Consider the following 22,344-nt stretch of genomic DNA (forward strand, 5'->3'; position numbering starts at 1 on the left):
CTGGACCCTGCGCGACAGGTATCGCGCCATGCGTCTGAAACTTGGCATGGTGGGCGGGGGCACGGGCGCGTTCATTGGTGGCGTGCACCGCATCGCGGCCCGTCTGGACGGCCATTGGGACTTGGTCGCGGGGGCGTTTTCGTCAGACCCCGAACGGGCGGCGCAGTCGGCAGCAGAGCTTGGGGTCGCGGCAGAGCGCAGCTATGACAGCTGGGCCGCGATGGCAAAAGCCGAGGCGGCACGGCCCGACGGTATTGATGCCGTGGCAATCGTGACGCCCAACCACCTACACGCTCCGGTCGCCACGGCCTTCCTGCGCGCCGGGATTCCGGTAATCTGCGACAAGCCACTCGCCACTACCGTCAAAGACGCCGAGGCACTGGTGCGGCTGGTGTCCGAAACCGGCCTCCCCTTCATTCTGACCCAGACCTACACCGGCTACCCGATGGTCCGCGAGGCGCGCGCTCTGGTCGCGGTGGGCCAAATCGGGCGTGTGCGCCATGTGCAGGTTGAGTATCTGCAGGACTGGCTGGCCGAACCGATTGAGCACGGGGGCCAGAAGCAGGCCGCCTGGCGCACCGACCCGGCGCAGTCCGGTGAGGGCGGGTGCATCGCCGATATCGGCACCCATGCCTTCAACCTTGCCACTTTCGTGACCGGCCTTGTGCCGCAGGCCCTGCTGGCCGATCTGTCGGCCTTCGGGCGCGCTCGGGCGCTGGATGACAACGCGGCCATCCTGCTGCGGTTCGAAGGCGGGGCAAAGGGCATGATCTGGGCAAGTCAGGTCGCTCCCGGAACGAAGAATGCCTTGCGCCTGCGGGTGGTCGGCGAGACCGGCGGCCTTCTGTGGGAGCAGGAACGCCCCGACGATCTGGAGTATACGCCCGTCGGCCAGTCAACACAGACACTACGGCGTGGCAGCGAGGGGTTGGCCACACCCTCCCGCCTGCCAGCAGGTCACCCAGAGGGCTATCTTGAGGCTTTTGCCACACTATACGGCGAGGCTGCTGGAACACTCCGCCGCTTTCGCGACGAGACCGGTCCAGACAGGGAATCGGTCGTGCCAACAGTATCCGATGGGCTGATCGGCATGCGCTTCATCGCTGCCGGCGTTCGGTCGCACCAAGGTGGCGGAGTTTGGGTCGACCTTTGATGTCCAAAAGTGCTGACAGGACGTCGGCATTCATAGGCCCAATCGCCTGCCCCGCGTCAGCAAGGAATGGTCCGAGGATCATGTCCTGAACAGCCTTCTCCTTCACGCAACGTGTATTGTCCGCCCCTTTGGGACGAAAGGCGGCTTCCTTCCGATCCTTGAGCAGTGAAAGCCGTCTCGGAAAGTCTCCGTTCCGCCCTTCGTAACGGCCTTCAAACATTCGTAATCAGGAACACTCTGCGTCCAAACCTGAACGCCACCCAGCCCCCACGATCTCCCCATCAGCCGATCGCTATAATTGAGTTGCAGCGAACAGCGCTGCGATTTCATGGAGAGCGATATGAGCACGGCCCCCTACAGAGACAGCGACCTCGCACAGTTCATCGCGAAGCGCGTCCTCGAGCTGAGACCAAAAACACAAGCCGACATCGCCGCGGAAGCTGGCTTCGTGAACGGCAACTACCTGTCGATGCTGAAGGCCGGCAACTCTAAGCTCGCCCTAGATCGCGTGCCTGCTTTGGCCACCGCGCTGGAGTGCGACCCGGCCCTCCTCATGCGCCTGGCTCTCGAACAGGCTGTGGGCTCAACGGCCGCGCAGGCGCTTCAGGAAATCCTCGGCACGCCGGTCTCGGCGAACGAACGGCTCTGGCTGGCAGAGATCCGGGACGCTTCCGGGCACATCGATCCCAGACCCGCCGCACGCGCTCGTGCCACCATCAGGGGGCTGTTCGGGAAATGAGCAACGAACAGTAATGCAGGCGCGTGGTGGACGGCTTCAGGCTTCCTTTCGACGCTGCGATAACCGAGAACGAGCACGTGTGGATCGAGTTCCTGCGCATCATCTGCAACGACCACGTGCCGGCACCGGGTAGCGGCATGGTTGTTGGTCTACGGAGGCTGCTGGGTGTCATATAAAGACGGGCATACAGGCGTGGCGGGGAGGGTTACAACTGGGTGTATGAAAGGGTGACAGCGGCGCTTTGTCTGTCACCCTCAAAGCCATATTTCATTGAATTCTTAGGGTGACAGCGGGAGACGAAAGCGAACGGACTTCCGGCGCTGTCACCCTAAAATTTCCCTGTTTTATTGGAATTCTGGTTCCGAAAATGCACAAATTATAAGGCATCGTTTTCTGGCCGTTTTGTCACCCTGCTGACCGGCCCTCAGGGCAGTCGAACCGGTGAACCTATACTTACTCAAACGGAGCTCGCCAGACACTATCCGATTCCAGCTCTTGCAACGAGAGTTCCCAGGCACAGGACATGCTTTGGCGGTCACCCCACGAAGCCCTAGGCCCAAGCAGGCCAGCTTTCCTCGAACAAAGAATACAGCCAGGGGTCAGATCGGTTGGAAGTAGGGCAGCACTCCTGATCTAGTGTTGTGGAGTGTCCTGCTGCCACCCGAGGGAGAACGCACGACGAGGAGCCTGCTGCCCAGTGGAGTGCTAGCAGGCGAAGAGCGCGTGACTCTCGATTGATCCGCCGGCTTTATGAGACGATGCCCGTCATGTGGCGAAATGGCGCTGGAGGACTGCGTCGCCAACTTCCTGATGACGATGACCATTCGTGGCATTTGCAACCTCCCGGCCCATAGGACTTCACACACCCCTCGTTCTCTGCATAAGCGCTGTTCTGAGCCCACCTTCCTGCTCAACCCGTAAGCTGCAATGCGGCGCTGTATGGAGATTTGCTCGGGAGGCGTCGGGGGGCGTCCATCAGGAGCGCAGTTTGGAAGCCGTTGGGTTCGTGGAGCTGCTAGCGGCTCCGGCAGCCAAGCGGCGATGGTCGGATGAAGCGAAGGGCCGGATCGCGGCCGAGACGCTGGTGCGCGGCGTCACGGTGAACGAGGTGGCACACCGGCATGGTATGCAGGCCAAGCACCTGTCCTCTTGGCGGACGTTCGCACGGCAAGGCAAGTTGGTCGTTCCGATGTTTGTCGGGGCAGAGTTTGCCGCCCCATTGGGGGCAGTGCAGGCGGTAGACACGCCGGTTGCAATTGCTTCGATTGATCTGTTGATCGGCCCTGTGAAGGTGCGTCTGGACGTAGCCGCGCCCGGAGCCCCGGTTGCGGAATTGGTCGTGGCACAGCAGGCCCGCCCGTGATCTTCCCGTCGAACCGGGTGCGGGTGTTGACCGTCTTTCGGCGCAGGCCCGTTACATCCGGTTTACAGGTTCGGGCCCGCTGTCTAGCGTTCGCCCCACCACTGAGCAAATCAGGAGAGAGATTATGATGCGTCGGTCGAGATTGATATCCGCTGCACTGGCAGCGCTGTTTGCCGGTTCCGGTCTAGTTTCGGCCGAGGAGGCATGCACCAGTGTGGCCGGGCCTCGCTGCACGGTGGCGCTGACCACGGGCATCACGATGAGCTACATCGAGGTCGGGCCTCAGGACGGGCCGGCTGTGGTTCTGATCCACGGGCTGACGGACAACGTCCGGTCTTGGAGCACTACGATGGACAGCCTGAACGCAATCAACCCAGCTCTGCACATAATGGCAGTGGATCTGCGAGGGCATGGGCAGAGCAGCATGCCCGACCCTGCATCCTGTGCCACCGCACCAGAGGCTTGTTTTCGCCCGGCGGATTTTGCGGCTGACATCGTGGCCTTTCTTCAGGCCAAGGGTATCGACAAGGCTGCTCTTGCGGGCCATTCGCTCGGCTCGTTCATTGTGCAGGAAGTCGCTCTGACCAACCCCGCGATGGTCAGCCATGCCATCCTTGACGCAACAGCCGCGAGCGGCGTCGGCAATGTGGCGCTGGCAGATTACGTGCTGAAGGAGCCGATCGAAGGATCTTGGCGCAAGGCGCTTGAGGCCAAAGGAAAAACCTATCCGGCCGATTTCTATGACCTGACGCCGCTGGATGCGGATCCTGAAGTGGCCTCGTGGCTTTCGGTGAACTGGGTCGTCGATCCTGCGGCGGACCCTGCGTTTCTGGTGCCTTATCTGCCCGAGACGGCGAGCGTTAAGCTGGGAACTTGGATTGGGGCGACCAAGGCCCTTTTGGCGCAGGACAATACCGAACGGCTGAAGGATCTGACGGTGCCTACACTGGTGATCTGGGGGACGCAGGACAGCATCTTCCTCGCCTCAGACCAGGACGCCATCATGGCCGCGCTGACGGTTGCCGCGGAACGGCATGGCCAGCCTATCTACTGGAAGCAATATGGCGTGCTGCCTCTACCGGCTTCGGGGGTTCAGGAAAGTGATATCGGCCACAACGTGCAGTGGGCGGCATTCGAGGGGGTAGCGACCGATATCAACGCCTTCATCACGGATGGCGCACCGACCAACGACTTGGTCCGCAGCGATGCGGCCCCGGCGGTATCCACCTTGATCGTCGAGCCGGGCAAAGCCGTTGTGGAAAAGCTCGGCGGCTAAGGCTTGAAACGGTTGAACTGGCCGGTCGTGATGTCTTTGCCTTCCGACCCGTGCCGGTTCAACTATGGCTCGCAACCTCGGCGGGAACGGGTGCGATGGAACGGAGGCTAGGCCGTGCAGAAACGATGCCCGACCGGTCAGAATGGCCACCGCAATCCGGCAAGCGCGACTATCCGATTTCGCTCCTGCTGGCCTGCTGCCGGTTTTGTGGACACCGAGATAGGGTGTTTCAACGGGATCGGAGTTTTCCATGGAGAGACGGAAGTTCAGCCGCGAGTTCAAGCTTGAGGCGGTGAAGTTGGTGAGGGATCGAGGGGTGACGTCGGCTCAGGCGTCACGCGATCTGGGGGTTCATGCGAATGTTCTGCGGAAGTGGGTGCGGGAGCTGGAGACGGATCCCTCGCAGGCGTTTCCGGGTCACGGGCAGATGAAGCCTGAGCGGCTGGAGATTGATCGGCTGCGCAGAGAGGTCGCCAAACTCAAGGCAGAGCGCGACATCCTAAAAAAGGGTTGCCAGTGGTTGCGCCATTGGTTCGAGAAACCACTGGCGACGCCTACTTCGCGAGGGAAGTGACATGAGGTTTGCTTTCGTCGCGAAGCACCGCCACATCTGGCCGGTGAGTTGGCTGTGTGACGCGCTGGATGTGTCACGGTCAGGTTTCCATGCCTGGCTTGGCCGCGCTCCGTCGAGGCGCAGCCGGGAAGACGAAGAGACCGGCGCGAAGGTGCGGGCGAGCTTCATCGCCAGCGCCCGCACTTATGGAGCCCGGCGTGTCTGGCGCGATGTTCTGGCCGAGGGCGTCGACTGCGGCTTGCATCGCATCGAACGCCTGATGCAGGCCCAAGCGCTCAGGGCACGGCCGCGTCGGCGCGGATTGCCGAAGGACGAGGGGCAGCGCCTGACAGTGGCTGCCTCGAACGTTCTGGATCGTGCGTTCCATGCTGATCGCCCGAACCAGAAGTGGATCGCGGACTTCACCTATGTCTGGACCGCCGAGGGCTGGCTCTACGTTGCGACGGTCATCGACCTGTTCTCTCGGCGCGTGGTCGGCTGGTCGATGAAGGCAGAGATGACCGCTAAACTCGTCACCGACGCCCTCGTCATGGCCATCTGGCGGCGCGGCAAGCCGGACGCGCTCCTGCATCATTCCGATCAGGGCAGCCAATACACCAGCGAGCAGTTCCAGAAACTCATGGCCGACAACGGCGTGCAATGCTCGATGAGCCGGTCCGGCAATGTCTGGGACAATGCGGCCATGGAGAGCTTCTTCTCGTCGCTCAAGACGGAAAGGATCGGCAAGAAGATCTACCGGACGCGCGATGCCGCCAGGGCAGATGTGTTCGACTACATCGAAAGGTTCTACAACACGGTTCGCAGGCACTCGACCATCGGCTACCTCAGCCCGGTCGAGTTCGAAAAGAGGGCCGGGTTAGCTTAACTGCCCGTCAACAAAACCGGCAGCAGGGCGGGCCTCAAGGTCTTGTGATGCCGTCTGGGCCCGTCACATGAAAAATCCTGTTCAGGCCCGTTGTAACCATGCCATGCTTATAATAAGTAGGCTTATGACTTATCGCATCGACCGACTCGGCACGCTTTTTCAGGATATCGGGCGCAGGTTCTGGGCCAGGTTCGAACATCGGACCGCCGCCTATGGCCTGTCCGCCGCACAGTGGCGGCTGCTTGGCCAGCTTCTGCGCGAAGGGCCCATGACGCAGGCGGCTCTTGCAGGCTTGGTAGGCGTGGAGCCGATCAGCGTGTCGCGCCTCATCGACCGCATGGAACAGCAAGGCTGGCTGCGGCGCGAGGCGCATCCGGAAGACCGCCGCGCCCGTATCGTGGTGGCCACCGACAAGGCACGCGAGGTCGCGCCGACCGTCCGCGCCATTGCCGAAGTGCTTTATGACGAGGCCCTTGCTGGTCTGGACGATGAGGAACGGCGTGTGCTTCATGCCACGCTTCAGAAAATTACCGAAAACCTGCAGGCGGCAGATGCGCCCGCACCAATCCCCGAGACCGTGAAATGAACGCCCATACCCCCGCCGATGCCAAGGCTGCCGCCGCTGGCACGCCCGCCGTTCCGATGGCCCCCGCGCCCAAGGCGCGCTCGATGCGCAGCAAGACCGCGCTGATGCTGTCCGTCCCGCTGCTGCTGGCGCTGGGCGGCGGCGGCTGGTGGGTTTCTGGCGGTGGGTCCGAAAGCACGGAAAACGCCAACCTTCACCAGCCGCGCATCGCCGTGGCGCCGACGGTCGGCGGGCGCGTGGTTTCCGTCAACGTGCAGGAACTGCAGACCGTCTCGGCCGGTGACCTGCTGTTTCAGGTTGATCCCGAACCCTATGCGCTGGCCGTGGCGCAGGCCGAAGTCGCCGTGACCGCCGCGCGTTTGCAGGTGGCGCAGCTCAAGGCAAACCATGCGCAGGCCGAGGCGCAGGCAGCCCTTGCCGCCGATGACGCCGGCTATCAGGCCGACGAACTGAAGCGGCAAGAGGCGCTGTCGGACAAGGGCGTCTCGTCGAGCAGCAAGCTCGAAGAATTCCGCCATGCCAGCCGCCAGTCCAGGGAACGCGCCGATGTCGCGCGGCTGACGGCGGATGCCGCCCGCGCCGCGCTGGGGGGCGATCCTGACGCCGCAACCGACGACCATCCCGCCGTCCGCGCCGCCTTGGCCGAACTGGACCGCGCGCGTTACAACCTTTCGCTGACCAAGGTCACGGCCCCCGCTGATGGGGTGATCTATCAGGCCGCATCGTTCCGGCCGGGGGTCATGCTGTCCGCAGGCCAGCCGGTCTTTGCGTTGGTGGAAACCGGCGAGGCCTGGGTGGACGCCAATTTCAAGGAAACGCAACTGGCCGATCTTGTGACAGGACAGCCCGCCGAAATCCTCTTCGACGCCGCACCGGGACAATACTTCACCGGACGGATAGAGGCGATCGGGGCCGGAACAGGCGCTGAATTCTCGCTTCTGCCCGCGCAGAACGCGACCGGCAACTGGGTGAAGGTCACCCAGCGCGTGCCGGTGCGCATCCGGCTGGACGATCCTGCGGCGGTGGCCAGTCTTGCCTCGGGCGTCAGCGCCGAGGTGACAGTGGACACCTCGGGACAGGCGGCGCCGCGACTGGCCGCGGCCGAGTGATCGCACCATGTCCGACATTCCCGAAAGCCCGCCCGCCGCGCCACTGGGGGCGGTTTCCGCCCCTGCGGTAGAGGTCAAGCATCGCGGGTTGATCACCCTGTCGATCATGCTTGCCACGATCATGCAGGTCTTGGACACCACCATCGCAAACGTGGCGCTGCCCTCGATGACCGGCGACCTTGGCGCCTCGCAGGACACGATCACCTGGGTGCTGACCAGCTACATCGTGGCGTCTGCGATCATGACGCCGGTCACCGGCTGGCTGGCCGACCGCTTAGGCAAGCGCGAGCTGTTCCTGATCTCCATCGTCGGCTTCGTCGCCACCTCGCTGGCCTGCGGCATCGCGTGGAGCCTGCCGTCTATGGTGGCCTTCCGGCTGCTGCAGGGCGTGTTCGGTGCGGCTATCGTGCCGCTGTCGCAGACGTTTCTGCTGGACATCAACCCGCGCGAGAAGGCGGGACAGGCGATGGCGATGTGGGGCGCGGGGATCATGGTCGGCCCCATCATCGGGCCGACGCTGGGCGGCTGGCTGACCGAAAGCTACAACTGGCGCTGGGTCTTCCTGATCAACCTGCCTGTGGGCGCGGCGGCGCTGCTGGGCTGCCTTGCCTTTCTGCCACGGGTGCCGCGCAAGCGGCGCAGCTTTGACATGGCGGGTTTCGCGCTGTTGTCGCTGGCGATCGGGTCGCTGCAGTTGATGCTGGACCGTGGCGGGGAAGTGGACTGGTTCTCGGCCGCGGAAACGTGGCTTTACCTTTTCATCTCGATCTCGGGGTTCTGGATGTTCGTGGTGCACATCCTCCACAAGCAGCATCCTTTCCTTGAACCGCAGATGTTTCGCGACCGGAACTTCCGCATCGGCCTCATCTTCATCTTCGTGGTGGGGATCATCCTCTTGGCCAGCCTTGCGCTGTTGCCGCCGATGTTGTCGCGCATCCTTGGCTATCCGATCATCACGACGGGCTGGGTCATGGCCCCGCGCGGGGTGGGGACGATGATCTCCATGCTGCTGGTCGGGCGGCTGGTGCGCAAGGTGGACCCGCGGATGCTGGTGCTGGCGGGCCTGTCGCTGACCGCGCTGTCGCTGTGGGAGATGACGGGCTTTACGCCGCAGATGGACGCATGGCCCGTGATCCGCAGCGGGGTCGTGCAAGGCTTGGGGCTGGGGCTGGTGTTCGTGCCGCTTTCCACCATCGCGTTCGCCACGCTGGAGCCGCGTTTTCGCGCCGACGCGACAAGCCTGTTCAGCCTTGTGCGCAACATCGGATCGTCCATCGGCATTTCGCTGGTGACGGCGGCGCTGACGCGCAACATGCAGACCAACCACGCGGAACTTGGCGCCTTCATCCAGCCGTTCAATCCGCTTCTGGGGCAGATCAGCCCCGGTGCGGTCGCGGGCAACGCGGCGGCGCTGCAGATGATGGACGGGCTGGTCAACGTGCAGGCGGCGATGGTGTCGTATGTGGACGACTTTTATCTGATGATGTGGGTCTCGCTTGCGGCCATGCCGCTGGCGCTGCTGTTGCGGCGGCCCGCGCGGGGCTGACGCCTGCAAACGAGCGCAATGCATAGAATGGTGCATTGCAATGCGTTTGACAAATTTTGCTGCGGATGGTCGACTGACGGGCAGTGGACTATATTTCTTGCCACAAGCCTGGATGTGAAACATGGCCTCATACCGCCCGCCTGAAAGCTACGAAGACCTGATCAAGCTGATCCACGACCGGTATGAGGACATGAGCAAATCCTACCAGCGGATCGCGCTTTACCTCACTCAGAACCCGAATGACGTGGCGGTGCTGTCGGTCAATGCGATCGGGCAGAAATGCGGGATCCATGCGTCAAGCTTTGTGCGGTATGCGCAGTCGCTGGGCTACAAGGGGTTCAAGGAACTTCAGGCGGTGTTTCAGCGCCGTCTCTCCACGGCCGCGCCGGGGTTCGATGCGCGGGTACGGGCGCTGGAGGCCGAACTGGGCGGCGTACGTGAAGGCGAGATGGGCTTTCTTGCCGATCTGGTGACGAGGGATGTCGCGTCGTTGCAAGATTTGCTGGCCAATATGGATGCGGGCCAGCTTGCTGAGGCGGCGGCATTGATGGAGGCCGCCGATACAATCTATCTGATCGGGCAGCTTCGGTCGGCCCCGGTGGTGGAACTGCTGCGCTACGTGCTGACCATGCTCGGCAAGCGCACCGTGCTTTTGGATGCAAGCGGCGGGCTGGCGACGCATATGGCCAAGGTGGCGCGGCCGACTGACATGCTGTTCGTCGTGTCGTTCCGCTTTTATGCAACCGAGGTGGTGAACGTGGCCGAAGAAACCGCCGGGCGCGGTGTTCCCATTGTCGCGATCACCGACAGCACGCTGTCGCCCTATGCCAAGATGGCCAAGATCCTGTTCGCCGTGCCAGAGCATGAATACACCTTCTCACGCTCGCTTGCCGCCCCGATGTGTCTGGCGCAGGCCTTGTGCGTGGCGCTGGCGTCGCGCCTGCAAAAGAACAGCAGCGATCCGCGCATTCCGGTGGTGACCGGGCCGTGAGGCGAAAGGGCGCGGTTTACCCGCGCCCATCGCTGGTTACTGTGGCAGTCGCATCGGGCCTTCGGGAACCGGCATTCCCGTTGCCACGGCACCCCAGACCGACTGGTCGAAGTTCACGATGGCGCCGGTCATCAGCCCCGCATCGTCCGACAACAGAAAGTTCACCGCCCGCGCCGCCTCGGCCGGGTCGACAAGGCGACCGAAGGGCAGGCTGGCCGCGGCCTTTGCTTCCCAGTCGGGATCGCCGCCCTGTTCCTGGATCTCGCGCTCGTGGTCTGACGCCATCCAGCCGACGTTCAACTGGTTCACGCGGATGCGGTTGGCCATGACCGAAAACGCGGTGTTGGCGGTAAGCGTCGTCAGCGCTCCCTTGCTGGCGCAATAGGCGTTGATGAAGGGCTGCCCGGCCAGTGCCGAGATCGAGCCGATGTTGCAGATGGCGCCTTCGATGCCCTTTGCGATCATCAGCTTTATCGCCTCCTGCATCAGGAAGTAGGGGCCGCGCACGTTGGTCGAGAAAAGTTCGTCGAAGGTTTCGGGCGTGGTGTCGACGATGGTTCCGCGCGCGGTCGACGCGCCTGCGTTCACCAGCACGTCGATGCGCCCGAACAGACGGTCGGTTTCCGCGATGACCATCCTGCAGTCTTCCACGCGGGCAAAGTCGGCTTGCAGGAAATGCGCCCAGATGCCGTGGGTTTCGGCAATGTCACGGGCGGCTTGCGCACCGCGTTCGGCGTTGCGGCCGGTGATGACGATGCCCGCCGCACCCGCCGCCGCAAGGCGACGGGCGATGGCTAGGCCAAGGCCCTGCGTCGCCCCGGTAACGACGCAGATCTTGCCATCCATGCGGTTGCCGGAGAACGCGGTCATTGCACCACCTCGTATCCTGCGGCTGCCATGACGCGCATCAGTTCCTTGTGGCCCTTGATCGCCATTGCCAAAGGTGGCGAAACCTTCGGGTCCTGCTCTGCCTCGACCACGAACCAACCCTCATAGCCCTTGCTCGCCAACGCCTTGACGATCGCCTCGAAATCCAGCGACCCGTCGCCGGGAACGGTGAAGGCCCCCTTCACCACGGCATCAAGGAAGGACTCGCGGCTGCGGTCCAGCCCATCCACCACGGCGCGGCGGATGTCCTTGGTGTGGACATGGGTGATCCGCTTCCAGTGATTGTCGATGACGCGCAGGTTGTCGCCGCCGGCAAAAGCCATGTGGCCTGCGTCAAACAGCAAGGGCACGGTCGAGTGCTTCATGAACAGGTCAAGCTCCCCTTCGGTCTCGATCGCGGCGGCCATGTGGTGATGATAGCTGATCGGCATGCCGTTGGCCGCGCACCAATCGGCGAAGTCGCTGATCTTGCGGCCATAGGCGGCGGTTTCGGCCTCGGTCAGCTTTGGCTTGGTGGCGAGAGGCGCGGATTTCACCCCCTGCACCGACCGCGCGGTTTCGCCGTAGACGATGCATGGGGCCTTGGCCGCCTTGAAGAACGCCATCTGCTGCGCGATCCGGTCTTTCTCAACCTCGATGTCGCCGTCCAAGAGCAGGCCGGAAAACCAGCCGCCGCAGACCGAGATGCCAAACTTTGACAGGATCGGGCCAAGTTCGGCCATGTCCATCGGAAAGCGGCGTCCGGTTTCCATCCCGGTAAAGCCCGCGACCGAAGCCTGACGCAGACATTCCTCCAGGCTCACGTCATCGGAAAGTTCCGCGAGATCGTCGTTCCACCACGCAATCGGGGCGATGCCAAGTCTTGCCTTCATTTGTCCTTACACTCCAACGCGCTGTTTTGCGCGGATTTCTTCCTGATGGGTGCGGGCCTTCTGCACGCTTTCACGGTCCGAGATTTCCGGCACGCCCACATCCCAATCGGCATCGCCCGGCACCCAGGCATGGGCATCGGTCACGATGGAAATGACGGTGGTGCGGTCGTTGCCCTGCGCCCATTCCATCGCCGCTTGCAGATCGGCAAGGCTTTCGCAATGGCGCGCCGCGGCCCCCATCGATTCGGCATGTTTGGCGAAATCGACGTGCAGCGGCGCCTCGCGGTTCTTGATGCGGCAGTCCTTCAGAAGGTTGTTGAAGCCCGGCACCCCCTTGAACTGCTGCAGGCGCGAGATCACGGCATAACCGCCGTTGTCGCAGACGATGACGATCATCTTGTGGCCGGAAAGCACGGTCGAATAGATGTCAGAGTTCATCATCATGTAAGTGCCGTCGCCCAACATGACGATGGGCGTGCCGCCAACCGCGCCGGGGCCGTCCTGCGCCATCGCACACCCCCAACCGGCGGCAATTTCATAGCCCATGCAGGAAAATCCGAACTCCAGGTCAAAGGTGTTCGGCGCCTTGACGCGCCAGCCCTTGGCCACCTCGCCCGGAATGCCGCCTGCTGCGGCGATCAGTGTGTCCTTCTCGCCCGCAGCGGCGTTCACCACGTTGACGACTTGGGCATAGGTCGGGATCGGCGCGTTGGTCGGGGTCTGGTGGTCATCCAGCAGCGCGTCCCACTCTTGAAACAGCGCCTTGGCATGGGGCAGGTGCCCTGCCGGCGCCTTCCACGCGCCAAGGGCCGTGTCCAGTTCGTCGATCCCCTCCAGCGCATCGCCGACAACGGCCAGCGCACGGTGCTTTATCGCGTCGAACCGCGCCGCGTTGATCGAGATGAAGCGCGCGTCCTTGGCAAAGGCGGTCCAGGATCCGGTGGTGAAATCCTGCAGGCGGGTGCCGATCGAAAGGATCACATCCGCCTCTGCCGCCAGCGCGTTGGCCGAGGTAGAGCCGATGATGCCGATGGGTCCGGCATGAACCGGGTGGTGATGCGTCAGCGCGCCCTTGCCGGCGATGGTTTCAACCACCGGAATGCCGCGTTCAGCCGCGAATTTCGACAGGGCAACTTCTGCGCCCGAATAGCGCACGCCACCGCCCGAAATGATCAGCGGCTTCTTCGCTGTCTTCAGCAGCGCTGCCGCTTCGGCCACGGTGCGGCGGTCGGGCCGGGGGCGCGGAATGGTCCAGAGATGGGGTTCAAAGAACACGACCGGATAGTCGAAGGCCAGTTCCTGCGTATCCTGCGGCAGCCCGATGAAGGCCGGCCCGCAATCGGCCGGATCAAGCATCGCGGCCACCGCTTGCGGCAGCGATTGCAGGATCTGCGCCGGATGGGTGATCCGGTCCCAGTAGCGCGTCACCGATTTGAACGCGTCGTTCACCGTGACGGTCGGGTTGTTGAAGTGCTCCACCTGCTGCAGCACCGGGTCAGGCAGGCGGGTGTTGAAGGTGTCGCCCGCAATCAGCAGCACCGGCAGGCGGTTGGCGTGCGCGGTGCCCGCCGCCGTCACCATGTTCAATGCACCCGGCCCAATGGACGAGGTCGCGATCATGATCTGGCGGCGGCGTTTGGCCTTGGCAAAGCCGATGGCGGCCAGTGCCATCGACTGTTCGTTCTGGCCGCGCCACGTGGGAAGCTGGTCCTGCACCGCCTCCAGCGCCTCGGACAGGCAGGTGACGTTGCCGTGGCCGAAGATGCCGAAGACACCCGCGAACAGCGGCACCCGCTGACCGTCGATTTCCGTGAACTGCGCTGTCAGCCAGCGCACCACCGCCTGCGCCATGGTCAGGCGAATCGTCGAGTGTTCCATAGACCTCTCCTCCCTCATTCTTGCCCGCGACCATAATATCGCGCATTGCGTGTTGACAATAGGTGTTTTTAGCAATGAATATTGCAATGACTGTTGCAAGACTGAATCGGGAGGAAAACCATGATCCGGATCGCCGTGCTCGGCTGCGGGCGCATTGGCGTTATGCACGCCGCAAACATCGCTGCCCACCCACGGGCGACGCTTGCGGGGGTTTTCGACATCCATGCCCCGGCAGCGCAGGCAGTTGCGGCCCGGACAGGCGCTGCGGTGTTTGCGTCCGCCGAGGCCGTCTTTGGGTCAGCGGACGTCGATGCCGTCCTGATCGCCACCGCGACCGATACCCATGCCGACCTTCTGGAACTGGCCGTCGCGGCGGGCAAGCCTGTCCTGTGCGAAAAGCCCATCGACCTCAGCCTTGAGCGCGTGAACCGTTGCGCAAAGACCATTGCAGGCTCCAAGGTTGCAATCCAGCTTGGCTTCGTGCGCCGCTTCGATCCCGGCCACGCCGCCGTGCGCCGCGCCATCGAGGCGGGCGTCATCGGTGACCTGCATCAGGTCGTCATCATCTCGCGCGATCCCGGGATGCCGCCGCCCGCTTACACAGCCGTGTCGGGCGGTATCCTGCGCGACATGACGATCCACGATCTTGATATGGCGCGCTTCATTCTGGGCGAGGAGGTGACAACCGTGTTCGCCACCGGGTCCCGCCTCGTTGATCCGGCGCTGATGGACAAGCTGGGCGATTACGACACCGTGACCGTGGTTCTGAAGACCGCCAGCGGCAAGCAGGCGATCATCACCAACTCACGCCAAGCGGTCTATGGCTATGACCAGCGGGTCGAAGCGCTGGGCACCAAGGGCATGGCGCTTTCGGAAAACCGCCGGGCACATGAAATGACGCTGCACACCGCCGATTTCACCGACCGCGCCGAGCCGCTGCTGAACTTCTTCATTGAACGCTACCGCGAGGCCTTCGATGCCGAGATATCCGAGTTTGTCGATGCCGTTGAGGCGGGCCGTGCCCCCTCGGTCGGGTTCGAGGATGGGCGGCTGGCGCTGGTGCTGGCCGAGGCGGCGCTGAAATCCATTGCCGAGGGCCGTGTCGTGGCCGTGAAGGAGTTTGCATGATGTATGCCCGTTTCGGACTTTTCATCGCCGGTGAGTGGCGCGCCAGTGTCACCAGCGCCACCGCACCCGTGTTCAGCCCCGTCACCGAACAATCGCTTGGCGATTGCCCGGTGGCATCGCTCGCCGATACTGAAGCTGCCCTTGCCGCCGCAGCCTCGGGCCTCAAGGCATGGGCCGCGACCTCCGGCTTTGACCGGGCCGATGCGATGCACCGGATCGCGGACGAGATGCTGCGCCGCACCGATGAAGCCGCGCGGATGATCAGTCTTGAAACCGGCAAGCCCATCGCGCAGTCGGGCCGGGAATGGACGCTCAGCATCGACCAGTTCCGTTGGTATGCCGAAGAGGCGCGCCGGATCTACGGCCGGATCGTTGAGTCCCGCGTCCCCGGTGGCCGGTTCGAGGTGCATCACGAACCCGTCGGCATCGTCGCTGCCTTCACCGCCTGGAATTTCCCTGCGGCCCTGATCGCGCGCAAAGTCGCTCCCGCCCTTGCGGCGGGCTGTTCCATCATCGTTCGCCCGTCGTCTCAGACGCCGGGCGTGGCGATGGTGATGGTTGACTGCGTCCGCGCGGGTTCCCTGCCCGCCGGCGCAGTCAACCTGGTTATCGGGCCCACCGCGGCCACCTACACACCCTTGATGGCAGCAAAATCGGTGCGGAAGGTGTCGCTCACCGGGTCCACCCGCGTCGGCCAGCAGATGATCCGCGACGCCGCCGACACCCTCAAGAAGGTGTCGATGGAGCTTGGCGGCAATGCCCCGGTCATCATCTACGACGACGCCGATCTTGAGGCCGCGCTGAACGTGGCCGTTCCGACAAAGTTTGCCAACGCAGGCCAGGTGTGCGTGACGGGCGACCGGTTCTATGTGCACGACAGCCTGCACGACGCCTTTGTCGACGGCTTCGTGAAGCGGGCTCAGGCGATCAAGTTGGGCGACGGGCTGGACCCTTCGGTGGCGATGGGGCCCTTGATCAACGCCGGCCGTCTGGCCGAAATGGAAAAGATCGTCGCCGGGGCCGTCGCTGCAGGGGCAACGCTTGTCACGGGCGGCGCGCGCCCCGCCGGCTTTAACGCCGGGCATTTCTTTGCGCCGACGGTGTTGACCGGCTGCACCGACGATATGGCCGTGATGGCCGAGGAAAACTTCGGCCCCATCGCCGCGATCACCCGTTTTGGCACCGAGGACGAGGTGCTGGCCCGCGCCAATGCCTGCGACATGGGCCTGTCGGCCTATGCCTTCACCACCAGCCCCGCCCGCGCGCGCCGCACGGTTGCCGCGCTGAAGGCGGGCATGGTCGGCATCAACTCCTTCGCGATGGCGGCAAGTGAGGCGCCGTTCGGCGGCACCAACCATTCCGGCATGGGCCGCGAGGGTGGCATCGAAGGCATCCGCGATTACCTTGACGTGAAATCCAGCCAGATGGTGTGGGCATGATCCCGAACAAGCTGAAGGCGATCTGGGCCGAAGGCCGCCCCACCATCAACGGTTGGTGCAGCATCGGCAACCCTTTCACCGCCGAGATCATGGCGGCGCAGGGGTTTGACAGCGTGACGATCGACATGCAGCACGGCGCGCTGGACTATAGCGCCCTCCTGCCGATGTTTCAGGCGATGCGGGCGTCCGGCGCCACGCTGATGGCCCGCGTGCCGTGGAACGAACCCGGCATCATCATGAAGGCGCTGGATGCGGGGGCCTACGGGATCATCTGCCCGATGGTCAATTCGGCCGAGGAAGCCGCGCGCTTTGTCAGCTATCTGCGCTATCCCCCGCTTGGCCAGCGCAGCTTTGGCCCGACCCGCGTGTCCTTCGCCGCCGGGGCCAACTACGCGACCGAGGCGAATGACAACATCCTCGCCTTCGCCATGATCGAAACCGCCGAGGGCATGGCGAACCTTGACGCCATCGCCGCAACACCCGGTCTCGATGGGATCTATGTCGGCCCCGCCGACCTGACCCTGTCCTTGACCCAAGGTCGCCTTGCCCCCGGTTTCGACCGCGAAGAGCCCGAGATGATCGCCGCCCTGCAAACCATCGTAGCTGCCTGCAAGAAGAACGGCATCCGCGCCGCCCTTCACTGCGGCACGCCGGATTATGCCGCGCGCGCCATCGGCTGGGGTTTCAACATGACGACGGTGGGTGGCGACAGCCGCTTCCTTGCCGCCGCCGCCGGGGCCGCCGTTGCGGGGTTTCGCAAACTCACCGAAGGCGTTGCCGGAAAGACGGAAAAGGGGGGTTACTGATGCCGCATATCCTGATCGCCGGTAAGCTGCATCCGGCGGGGCTTGCCCTTCTCGACGGCACGGCGGGCGTGACCTACACCCATGTCGAGGAAATCTCTGAGGCCTCCTACCAGACCCATCTTTCGCGAGCCGACGGCATGGTGATCCGCACCCAGCCGATGACGGCCGCCAGCGTGGCCAAGGCGGAACGGCTGCAAATCGTGTCGCGCCACGGGGTCGGATATGACGCGGTGGATGTGGCGGCCCTGAACGCGCGCGGCATTCCCCTGTGCATCGTGGGCGATGTGAATTCGGTGTCGGTGGCCGAACACGCGATGATGCAGATCCTTGCCTGCGCCAAGCAGTTGATCCGGTCCGACCGCGCCGTGCGAAACGGGCCGTGGGGCTGGCGCAACAAGCTGGAGCAGGGCGAGGTGTCGGGCAAACGCCTTCTCATCATCGGCTATGGCCGGATCGGGCGGCATCTTGCGACGATGGCTGCCGCGTTCGGCATGAAGATCTCGGCGCATGATCCCTATCTTGCCAGCAAGGGCTGGCCCGAAGGAAACATCGCCTGCGCGAATGATCTTGCCGCAGCCTTGGCCGAGGCCGACTTCGTCTCGGTCCATGTCCCGAAGGCCGAAAAACCGGTCATCGGCGTGCCGGAACTGGCGTTGATGAAGCGGGGCGCGATCATCGTGAACACCGCGCGGGGCGGGATCGTCGATGAAGCGGCCTTGGCCGATGCACTGCGGTCCGGTCAGATCGCTGCCGCAGCGCTTGATGTCTTCGATGTCGAACCGCCCGGCCCTGACCATCCGCTGCTGGGCTTCGATCAAGTGGTCCTGACCCCCCACACGGCGGGGCTGACTGCCGAGGCTGCCGAACGCATGGCCGTCGCCTCGGTGCAGAACGTGCTCGATTTCTTTGCCGGACGGCTTGATCCGGCGCTTGTCGTCAATGCCCCTGCCACACGCGGCACGAAGGAACTTGTGAAATGACCAAACCCAAACTGCGCATCGGCCTGATCGGCACGGGCTTCATGGGCAAGGCCCATGTCTTCGGCTTTACCTCGGCCCCCCGCGTGTTCGATCTGCCGTTCGACCTTGAACTCCACACCGTGGCAGACATCACGCCCGAGGCGGCAGAGCGTGCGCGCCAGACGCTTGGCTTTGCCCATGCCACCGCCGATTGGCGCACCATCATGGCCAACCCCGAGATCGACCTTGTGTCGATCACCGCGCCCAACGCGCTGCACAAGGAAATGTCGCTGACCGCGATTGCCGCCGGAAAGCACGTCTATTGCGAAAAGCCGCTGGCCCCGCTGGCCGCCGATGCGCTTGACATGACGCTGGCCGCCGAGGCCAAGGGCGTGAAGACGCAAGTCGGCTTCAACTACCTCTGCAACCCGATGCTGGCCCTTGCCCGCGACATGATCGCCGGGGGCGAGTTGGGCGAGATTCGCGGCTATCGCGGCATCCACTGCGAAGATTACATGGCCGACCCTTCGGGCAGCTACACCTTCCGCCACGATCCCGCAGGCGGTGGCGCCTTGGCCGACATCGGCAGCCACGCGCTGGCAACGGCCGAGTTTCTGGTTGGCCCGATCACTCGCGTCATGGGCGACCTTGTGACCATGATCGCCGAGCGTCCGGACGGGCGTGGCGGGCGCAAGGCTGTGACGGTCGATGACGTCGGCCGCGCCTTCCTGCGCTTTGACAATGGCGCCACCGGCAGCATCGAAGGCAACTGGATCGCCACCGGCCGCAAGATGCAGCACGACTTCGAGGTTTACGGCACCAAGGGCGCCTTGGCCTTCAGCCAGGAACATTTCAACGTCATCAACTTCTTCTCGACTGCCGATGCCAAGGGCCGTCAGGGGTTCCGGCGGATCGAGGCCAGCCCCGACCACGCGCCTTACGGCCTGTTCTGCGTCGCGGCAGGTCACCAGATCGGGTTCAATGACCTGAAGGCCATCGAAGTTGCGGGCTACATCAACGCCATCGCCGGCAAGGCACCGGAACCCTTCAACTTCCGCAAGGGCCTGCGCATCCAGACGCTGGTGGAAACCATCCAGACCAGCAGCCGCGAAGGGCGCTGGATCGACGTAAAATGACACTGGCGGTCGGGGTCATCGGTCTTGGCGTGATGGGGGCGGAACATTTGCGCCTTTTGCGCGAGGAAACGGGCGGCGCGCATGTCGTGGCGGTCTGCGATGCCGATGCCGGTCGGGCGCAGGCACTGGCAGCCGGGGCGCAGGTGTTTGCCGATCCGATGGCCCTGATCGCGGCACCAGAGGTCGAGGCGGTGGTCATCGCCTCGCCCGATGCCACCCACGCCGGGCTGGCCCTTGCCTGCATCGCCCAGCGAAAGCCCGCGCTGTGCGAAAAGCCGCTGGCAGCTACGGCTGCCGAGGCGCTGCGGATCGTGGATGCCGAAGTGGCGGGCGGCACTCGCCTTTTGCAGATCGGCTACATGCGCCGTTTTGATCCGGCATATTCCGAAATGCTGGCGGTCTTTCTGGCAGGCGGCATTGGCGCGCCGGTCCTGCTGCACAACATCCACCGCAACGCCGCAGCACCGGACTGGTTCACCGGCCCGATGGCGGTGACCAATTCCTTCGTCCACGAAATCGACATCAGCCGCTGGCTTCTGGGGTCTGACCTTGCCACGGCCACCGTCAATGCCGCACCGGGGGGCGACCCCCTGTTGATCACGATGGAGACAGACAAGGGCGAGATCGTCTCGACCGAGGTTTTCATGAACGCGGCCTACGGCTACCACGTCCACGCCCAGCTTGTCGGGCGCGACGGCACGGTGGAAATGGCCGCGCCCACCGTCACCCTGACCAACCGTGCGCGCCAGCACGGGCACGGCTTTCCCGCCAACTGGGTGCCGCGCTTTGCCGATGCCTACCGCATCCAGATGCGGGCATGGGTGCAATCGGTCGCCTCTGGGGTGCCTGTCGGCGCCTCGGCCTGGGACGGTTATGTTGCAACGGCTGTTGCTGAACAGGTCGTCACCGCATTGCAGGCCGGATCGAAGGTGACGCTTTCCCTTGCCACCCGCCCCGGTCTTTACACCTGACACACCGAACAGAAAGCCCATGCCATGACGATCCGCTTTGCCCTCAACCGCACCTGCGCGCCGCAAATGCCTCTGGATGAGTTCATTCAGCTTGCGATGGCGGCGGGGGTACATGCGGTCGAAATCCGCAACGATATCGAGGGACGCGAATTTGCCGACGGCACACCCGCGTCGGACGTGCGGGCCAAGCTGGAGGCAGCGGGGCTTTCCGTCGCCTCGGTCAACGCACTTCAACGCTTCAACGACTGGACGCCCGACCGCGCGACCGAGGCCAAGGCGATCATCGCCTACGCCGCCGCCCTTGGTGCGCCCGGTGTCGTGCTCTGCCCGGTCCACAACGAAGACCACGGCTGGACAGACGCCGAGGCCGAACGGAACCTCCGCGACGGCCTGCGCCAGTTGCGCTCGATCCTGCAAGCGCACGGCGTGACCGGCTATGTCGAACCCCTGGGCATGAAGGGGTCCACTATGAAACGGCAGGACATGGCCGTGGCTGCGGTGACCGATATCGACGGTTGGGACGCCTATCAGCTTTGCTACGACACGTTCCAGTTCTTCCGCTGCGGCGACACGCAGCTTTTTCCCGAACGGATCGGCCTGGCGCACATGTCTGGCATCTCGCGCCCCGACCTTGGCCCCTCCGACCTGACCGAGCCTGATCGCGGGCTGATCTTCATCGACGACCGGGTCGGCAACGTCGCGCAACTGCGCCAGCTTTTCGCCGCGGGCTATACGGGTTTCGTGTCGATGGAACCGTTCAGTCCGGCCGTGCAGAACGACCCCGATCTGATGTCGCGCCTGCGGGCCAGCCTTGAATACGTCGGCGCGCTGCTGCCCACGGCTTGAGTGGCAATGAAATGTGCGTTGCAAGAAAAATTGTCAAAAACAAAAATTGACAAAATAATGCGAACGGCATTTGATATCCGCAGGCGACAGTCGCCATCCGGCCAGACTGCCGGTGATTCCAAGGGAGGAATACGAATGAACAAGACCCTTCTGCTCGCATCCGTCGCGGTTGCGAGCCTGACCTCGGCCGTTTCGGCGGCTGACATGAAAGTGTGCGTCAGCTGGTCGAACTTCCGCGAAGAGCGCTGGAAGACCGACGAAGCCGCCATCAAGGGCGCGCTGGATGCTGCCGGTGCCGAATACATCTCGGCCGACGCGCAGACCTCGGCCACCAAGCAGCTTGCCGACATCGAAGGCATGATCACCCAGGGCTGCTCGGCGCTGATCATCCTGGCGCAAGACAGCGCCTCGATCGGCCCGGCCCTTGATGCCGCACAGGACGCCGGTATCCCGGTTGTCGGCTATGACCGCATGATCGACGATCCGCGCGCCTTCTACCTGACCTTCGACAACGTCGAGGTTGGCCGGATGCAGGCCCGCGCCGTTCTGGAGGCGATGCCCAAGGGCCGCTACGTGATGATCAAGGGCTCGCCCGTTGACCCGAACGCAGATTTCCTGCGCGGCGGTCAGCAGGAAGTGCTGCAAGCGGCGATCGACGCCGGTGACATCACCATCGTCGGCGAGGCCTATACCGAAGACTGGCAGCCCGCCAACGCCCAGAAGAACATGGAGCAGATCCTGACCGAGACGGACAATGGCGTGGATGCCGTGGTCGCCTCGAACGACGGCACCGCCGGTGGCGTGGTTGCGGCGCTGACCGCGCAGGGCATGGCCGGTATCCCGGTCTCGGGTCAGGACGGCGACATGGCCGCGCTGAACCGTGTGGCGCTTGGCACCCAGACCGTTTCGGTGTGGAAAGACAGCCGTGCGCTTGGCAAGGCCGCCGGCGAGATCGCCGTCGCTTTGGCCAGCGGCACCGCGATGGATGCGGTCGAAGGTGCGGGCAAGTTCACCTCGCCGGGCGGCAAGGAACTGACCTCGGTGTTCCTGAAGCCGGTTCCGATCACCAAGGACAACCTGAACGTGGTTCTGGACGCTGGCTGGATCACCAAGGACGTGCTTTGCGCTGGCGTCACCGGTGACGTCGCCGTCTGCAAGTAAGCCGAAGGCCTGAAACACGCGGCGCCCCGGTCACCGGGACGCCGCAAGATGCGGACGG

General features: G+C 64.0%; 19 protein-coding genes and 1 pseudogene. 17 read left to right on the forward strand and 3 right to left on the reverse strand.

Going from position 1 to position 22,344, the window contains the following annotated elements; all coding sequences use genetic code 11:
• The first annotated feature begins 28 nt into the window (after window positions 1-28).
• The 9 genes and pseudogenes from ACROUL_RS02095 to ACROUL_RS02135 all read left to right on the forward strand — a co-directional run bounded on the left by ACROUL_RS02095 (window position 29) and on the right by ACROUL_RS02135 (window position 10,202).
• Window positions 29-1,153: a Gfo/Idh/MocA family protein gene (locus ACROUL_RS02095; RefSeq protein ID WP_431297903.1), complete on the forward strand. Its 1,125-nt coding sequence runs from the start codon at window positions 29-31 to the stop codon at window positions 1,151-1,153.
• Window positions 1,154-1,493: 340 nt separating this feature from the next.
• Window positions 1,494-1,892 carry an XRE family transcriptional regulator gene (locus ACROUL_RS02100; protein WP_431297904.1) on the forward strand — a complete coding sequence of 133 codons (399 nt, stop codon included), beginning with the start codon at window positions 1,494-1,496 and terminating at the stop codon, window positions 1,890-1,892.
• 988 nt (window positions 1,893-2,880) lie between these two features.
• Window positions 2,881-3,255 (forward strand): transposase, encoded by a 375-nt coding sequence (locus ACROUL_RS02105; protein ID WP_431297905.1) that lies wholly within the window; start codon window positions 2,881-2,883, stop codon window positions 3,253-3,255.
• Window positions 3,256-3,469: 214 nt separating this feature from the next.
• The gene (locus ACROUL_RS02110) at window positions 3,470-4,531 is read left to right on the forward strand and encodes an alpha/beta fold hydrolase (RefSeq protein WP_431297906.1); all 1,062 of its coding nucleotides are present in this window, start codon (window positions 3,470-3,472) and stop codon (window positions 4,529-4,531) included.
• Between the two features lie 250 nt (window positions 4,532-4,781).
• Window positions 4,782-5,970, forward strand: a pseudogene (locus ACROUL_RS02115) (IS3 family transposase).
• A gap of 124 nt (window positions 5,971-6,094) precedes the next feature.
• Complete coding sequence (locus ACROUL_RS02120; protein WP_431297907.1) at window positions 6,095-6,556, forward strand: MarR family winged helix-turn-helix transcriptional regulator; 462 nt, start codon at window positions 6,095-6,097, stop codon at window positions 6,554-6,556.
• Window positions 6,553-7,665 (forward strand): HlyD family efflux transporter periplasmic adaptor subunit, encoded by a 1,113-nt coding sequence (locus tag ACROUL_RS02125; RefSeq protein WP_431297908.1) that lies wholly within the window; start codon window positions 6,553-6,555, stop codon window positions 7,663-7,665. The genes ACROUL_RS02120 and ACROUL_RS02125 overlap by 4 nt, the downstream gene beginning before the upstream one ends.
• Before the next feature lie 7 nt (window positions 7,666-7,672).
• Entirely contained in the window at window positions 7,673-9,211 is a 1,539-nt protein-coding gene (locus ACROUL_RS02130; protein ID WP_431297909.1) for a DHA2 family efflux MFS transporter permease subunit, read from the forward strand.
• 121 nt (window positions 9,212-9,332) lie between these two features.
• Window positions 9,333-10,202, forward strand: coding sequence for a MurR/RpiR family transcriptional regulator (locus ACROUL_RS02135; RefSeq protein ID WP_431297910.1), 870 nt, complete (start codon window positions 9,333-9,335; stop codon window positions 10,200-10,202).
• 36 nt (window positions 10,203-10,238) lie between these two features.
• On the opposite strand, the gene ACROUL_RS02140 is transcribed toward ACROUL_RS02135, so the two are convergent.
• The 3 genes from ACROUL_RS02140 to iolD are packed head-to-tail and all read right to left on the reverse strand — an operon-like array spanning window position 10,239 to window position 13,840.
• Window positions 10,239-11,072, reverse strand: a complete 834-nt coding sequence (locus ACROUL_RS02140) for an SDR family oxidoreductase (RefSeq protein WP_431297911.1) — start codon at window positions 11,070-11,072, stop codon at window positions 10,239-10,241.
• The gene (iolE, locus tag ACROUL_RS02145) at window positions 11,069-11,962 is read right to left on the reverse strand and encodes a myo-inosose-2 dehydratase (RefSeq protein ID WP_431297912.1); all 894 of its coding nucleotides are present in this window, start codon (window positions 11,960-11,962) and stop codon (window positions 11,069-11,071) included. Before iolE ends, ACROUL_RS02140 begins: the two co-directional genes overlap by 4 nt.
• Before the next feature lie 6 nt (window positions 11,963-11,968).
• A complete protein-coding gene (gene iolD, locus ACROUL_RS02150) occupies window positions 11,969-13,840 on the reverse strand; it encodes a 3D-(3,5/4)-trihydroxycyclohexane-1,2-dione acylhydrolase (decyclizing) (protein ID WP_431297913.1) in 1,872 nt (623 codons plus the stop codon).
• A gap of 120 nt (window positions 13,841-13,960) precedes the next feature.
• Here iolD and iolG point away from each other — a divergent pair, with 120 nt between their 5' ends.
• The 8 genes from iolG (at window position 13,961) to xylF (ending at window position 22,286) form a co-directional block, all read left to right on the forward strand.
• Complete coding sequence (gene iolG, locus ACROUL_RS02155; RefSeq protein ID WP_431297914.1) at window positions 13,961-14,968, forward strand: inositol 2-dehydrogenase; 1,008 nt, start codon at window positions 13,961-13,963, stop codon at window positions 14,966-14,968.
• Window positions 14,965-16,407: an NAD-dependent succinate-semialdehyde dehydrogenase gene (locus tag ACROUL_RS02160; protein ID WP_431297915.1), complete on the forward strand. Its 1,443-nt coding sequence runs from the start codon at window positions 14,965-14,967 to the stop codon at window positions 16,405-16,407. Before iolG ends, ACROUL_RS02160 begins: the two co-directional genes overlap by 4 nt.
• Window positions 16,404-17,213: an HpcH/HpaI aldolase family protein gene (locus tag ACROUL_RS02165; protein ID WP_431297916.1), complete on the forward strand. Its 810-nt coding sequence runs from the start codon at window positions 16,404-16,406 to the stop codon at window positions 17,211-17,213. Before ACROUL_RS02160 ends, ACROUL_RS02165 begins: the two co-directional genes overlap by 4 nt.
• On the forward strand, window positions 17,213-18,193 hold the full coding sequence (locus ACROUL_RS02170) for a hydroxyacid dehydrogenase (RefSeq protein WP_431297917.1): 981 nt from the start codon (window positions 17,213-17,215) through the stop codon (window positions 18,191-18,193). Before ACROUL_RS02165 ends, ACROUL_RS02170 begins: the two co-directional genes overlap by 1 nt.
• A complete protein-coding gene (locus ACROUL_RS02175) occupies window positions 18,190-19,308 on the forward strand; it encodes a Gfo/Idh/MocA family protein (RefSeq protein ID WP_431297918.1) in 1,119 nt (372 codons plus the stop codon). The genes ACROUL_RS02170 and ACROUL_RS02175 overlap by 4 nt, the downstream gene beginning before the upstream one ends.
• Window positions 19,305-20,279 (forward strand): Gfo/Idh/MocA family oxidoreductase, encoded by a 975-nt coding sequence (locus tag ACROUL_RS02180; RefSeq protein WP_431297919.1) that lies wholly within the window; start codon window positions 19,305-19,307, stop codon window positions 20,277-20,279. Before ACROUL_RS02175 ends, ACROUL_RS02180 begins: the two co-directional genes overlap by 4 nt.
• 24 nt (window positions 20,280-20,303) lie before the next feature.
• Window positions 20,304-21,125 (forward strand): TIM barrel protein, encoded by an 822-nt coding sequence (locus ACROUL_RS02185; RefSeq protein WP_431297920.1) that lies wholly within the window; start codon window positions 20,304-20,306, stop codon window positions 21,123-21,125.
• 135 nt (window positions 21,126-21,260) lie between these two features.
• Window positions 21,261-22,286, forward strand: coding sequence for a D-xylose ABC transporter substrate-binding protein (gene xylF / locus ACROUL_RS02190; RefSeq protein WP_431297921.1), 1,026 nt, complete (start codon window positions 21,261-21,263; stop codon window positions 22,284-22,286).
• The last annotated feature ends 58 nt before the right edge of the window (window positions 22,287-22,344 follow it).

Source organism: Tabrizicola sp. BL-A-41-H6 (assembly GCF_050632395.1).
Taxonomy (GTDB): Bacteria; Pseudomonadota; Alphaproteobacteria; order Rhodobacterales; family Rhodobacteraceae; genus JAUYQR01.

Excerpts from the sequence above, each read along its gene's own strand:
- ACROUL_RS02095 (WP_431297903.1), top strand. The coding sequence starts at position 29 with ATGCGTCTGAAACTTGGCATGGTGGGCGGGGGCACGGGCGCGTTCATT.
- ACROUL_RS02100 (WP_431297904.1), top strand. The coding sequence starts at position 1,494 with ATGAGCACGGCCCCCTACAGAGACAGCGACCTCGCACAGTTCATCGCG.
- ACROUL_RS02120 (WP_431297907.1), top strand. The coding sequence starts at position 6,095 with ATGACTTATCGCATCGACCGACTCGGCACGCTTTTTCAGGATATCGGG.
- ACROUL_RS02125 (WP_431297908.1), top strand. The coding sequence starts at position 6,553 with ATGAACGCCCATACCCCCGCCGATGCCAAGGCTGCCGCCGCTGGCACG.
- ACROUL_RS02130 (WP_431297909.1), top strand. The coding sequence starts at position 7,673 with ATGTCCGACATTCCCGAAAGCCCGCCCGCCGCGCCACTGGGGGCGGTT.
- ACROUL_RS02135 (WP_431297910.1), top strand. The coding sequence starts at position 9,333 with ATGGCCTCATACCGCCCGCCTGAAAGCTACGAAGACCTGATCAAGCTG.
- ACROUL_RS02140 (WP_431297911.1), bottom strand. The coding sequence starts at position 11,072 with ATGACCGCGTTCTCCGGCAACCGCATGGATGGCAAGATCTGCGTCGTT.
- iolE (WP_431297912.1), bottom strand. The coding sequence starts at position 11,962 with ATGAAGGCAAGACTTGGCATCGCCCCGATTGCGTGGTGGAACGACGAT.
- iolD (WP_431297913.1), bottom strand. The coding sequence starts at position 13,840 with ATGGAACACTCGACGATTCGCCTGACCATGGCGCAGGCGGTGGTGCGC.
- iolG (WP_431297914.1), top strand. The coding sequence starts at position 13,961 with ATGATCCGGATCGCCGTGCTCGGCTGCGGGCGCATTGGCGTTATGCAC.
- ACROUL_RS02160 (WP_431297915.1), top strand. The coding sequence starts at position 14,965 with ATGATGTATGCCCGTTTCGGACTTTTCATCGCCGGTGAGTGGCGCGCC.
- ACROUL_RS02165 (WP_431297916.1), top strand. The coding sequence starts at position 16,404 with ATGATCCCGAACAAGCTGAAGGCGATCTGGGCCGAAGGCCGCCCCACC.
- ACROUL_RS02170 (WP_431297917.1), top strand. The coding sequence starts at position 17,213 with ATGCCGCATATCCTGATCGCCGGTAAGCTGCATCCGGCGGGGCTTGCC.
- ACROUL_RS02175 (WP_431297918.1), top strand. The coding sequence starts at position 18,190 with ATGACCAAACCCAAACTGCGCATCGGCCTGATCGGCACGGGCTTCATG.
- ACROUL_RS02180 (WP_431297919.1), top strand. The coding sequence starts at position 19,305 with ATGACACTGGCGGTCGGGGTCATCGGTCTTGGCGTGATGGGGGCGGAA.
- ACROUL_RS02185 (WP_431297920.1), top strand. The coding sequence starts at position 20,304 with ATGACGATCCGCTTTGCCCTCAACCGCACCTGCGCGCCGCAAATGCCT.
- xylF (WP_431297921.1), top strand. The coding sequence starts at position 21,261 with ATGAACAAGACCCTTCTGCTCGCATCCGTCGCGGTTGCGAGCCTGACC.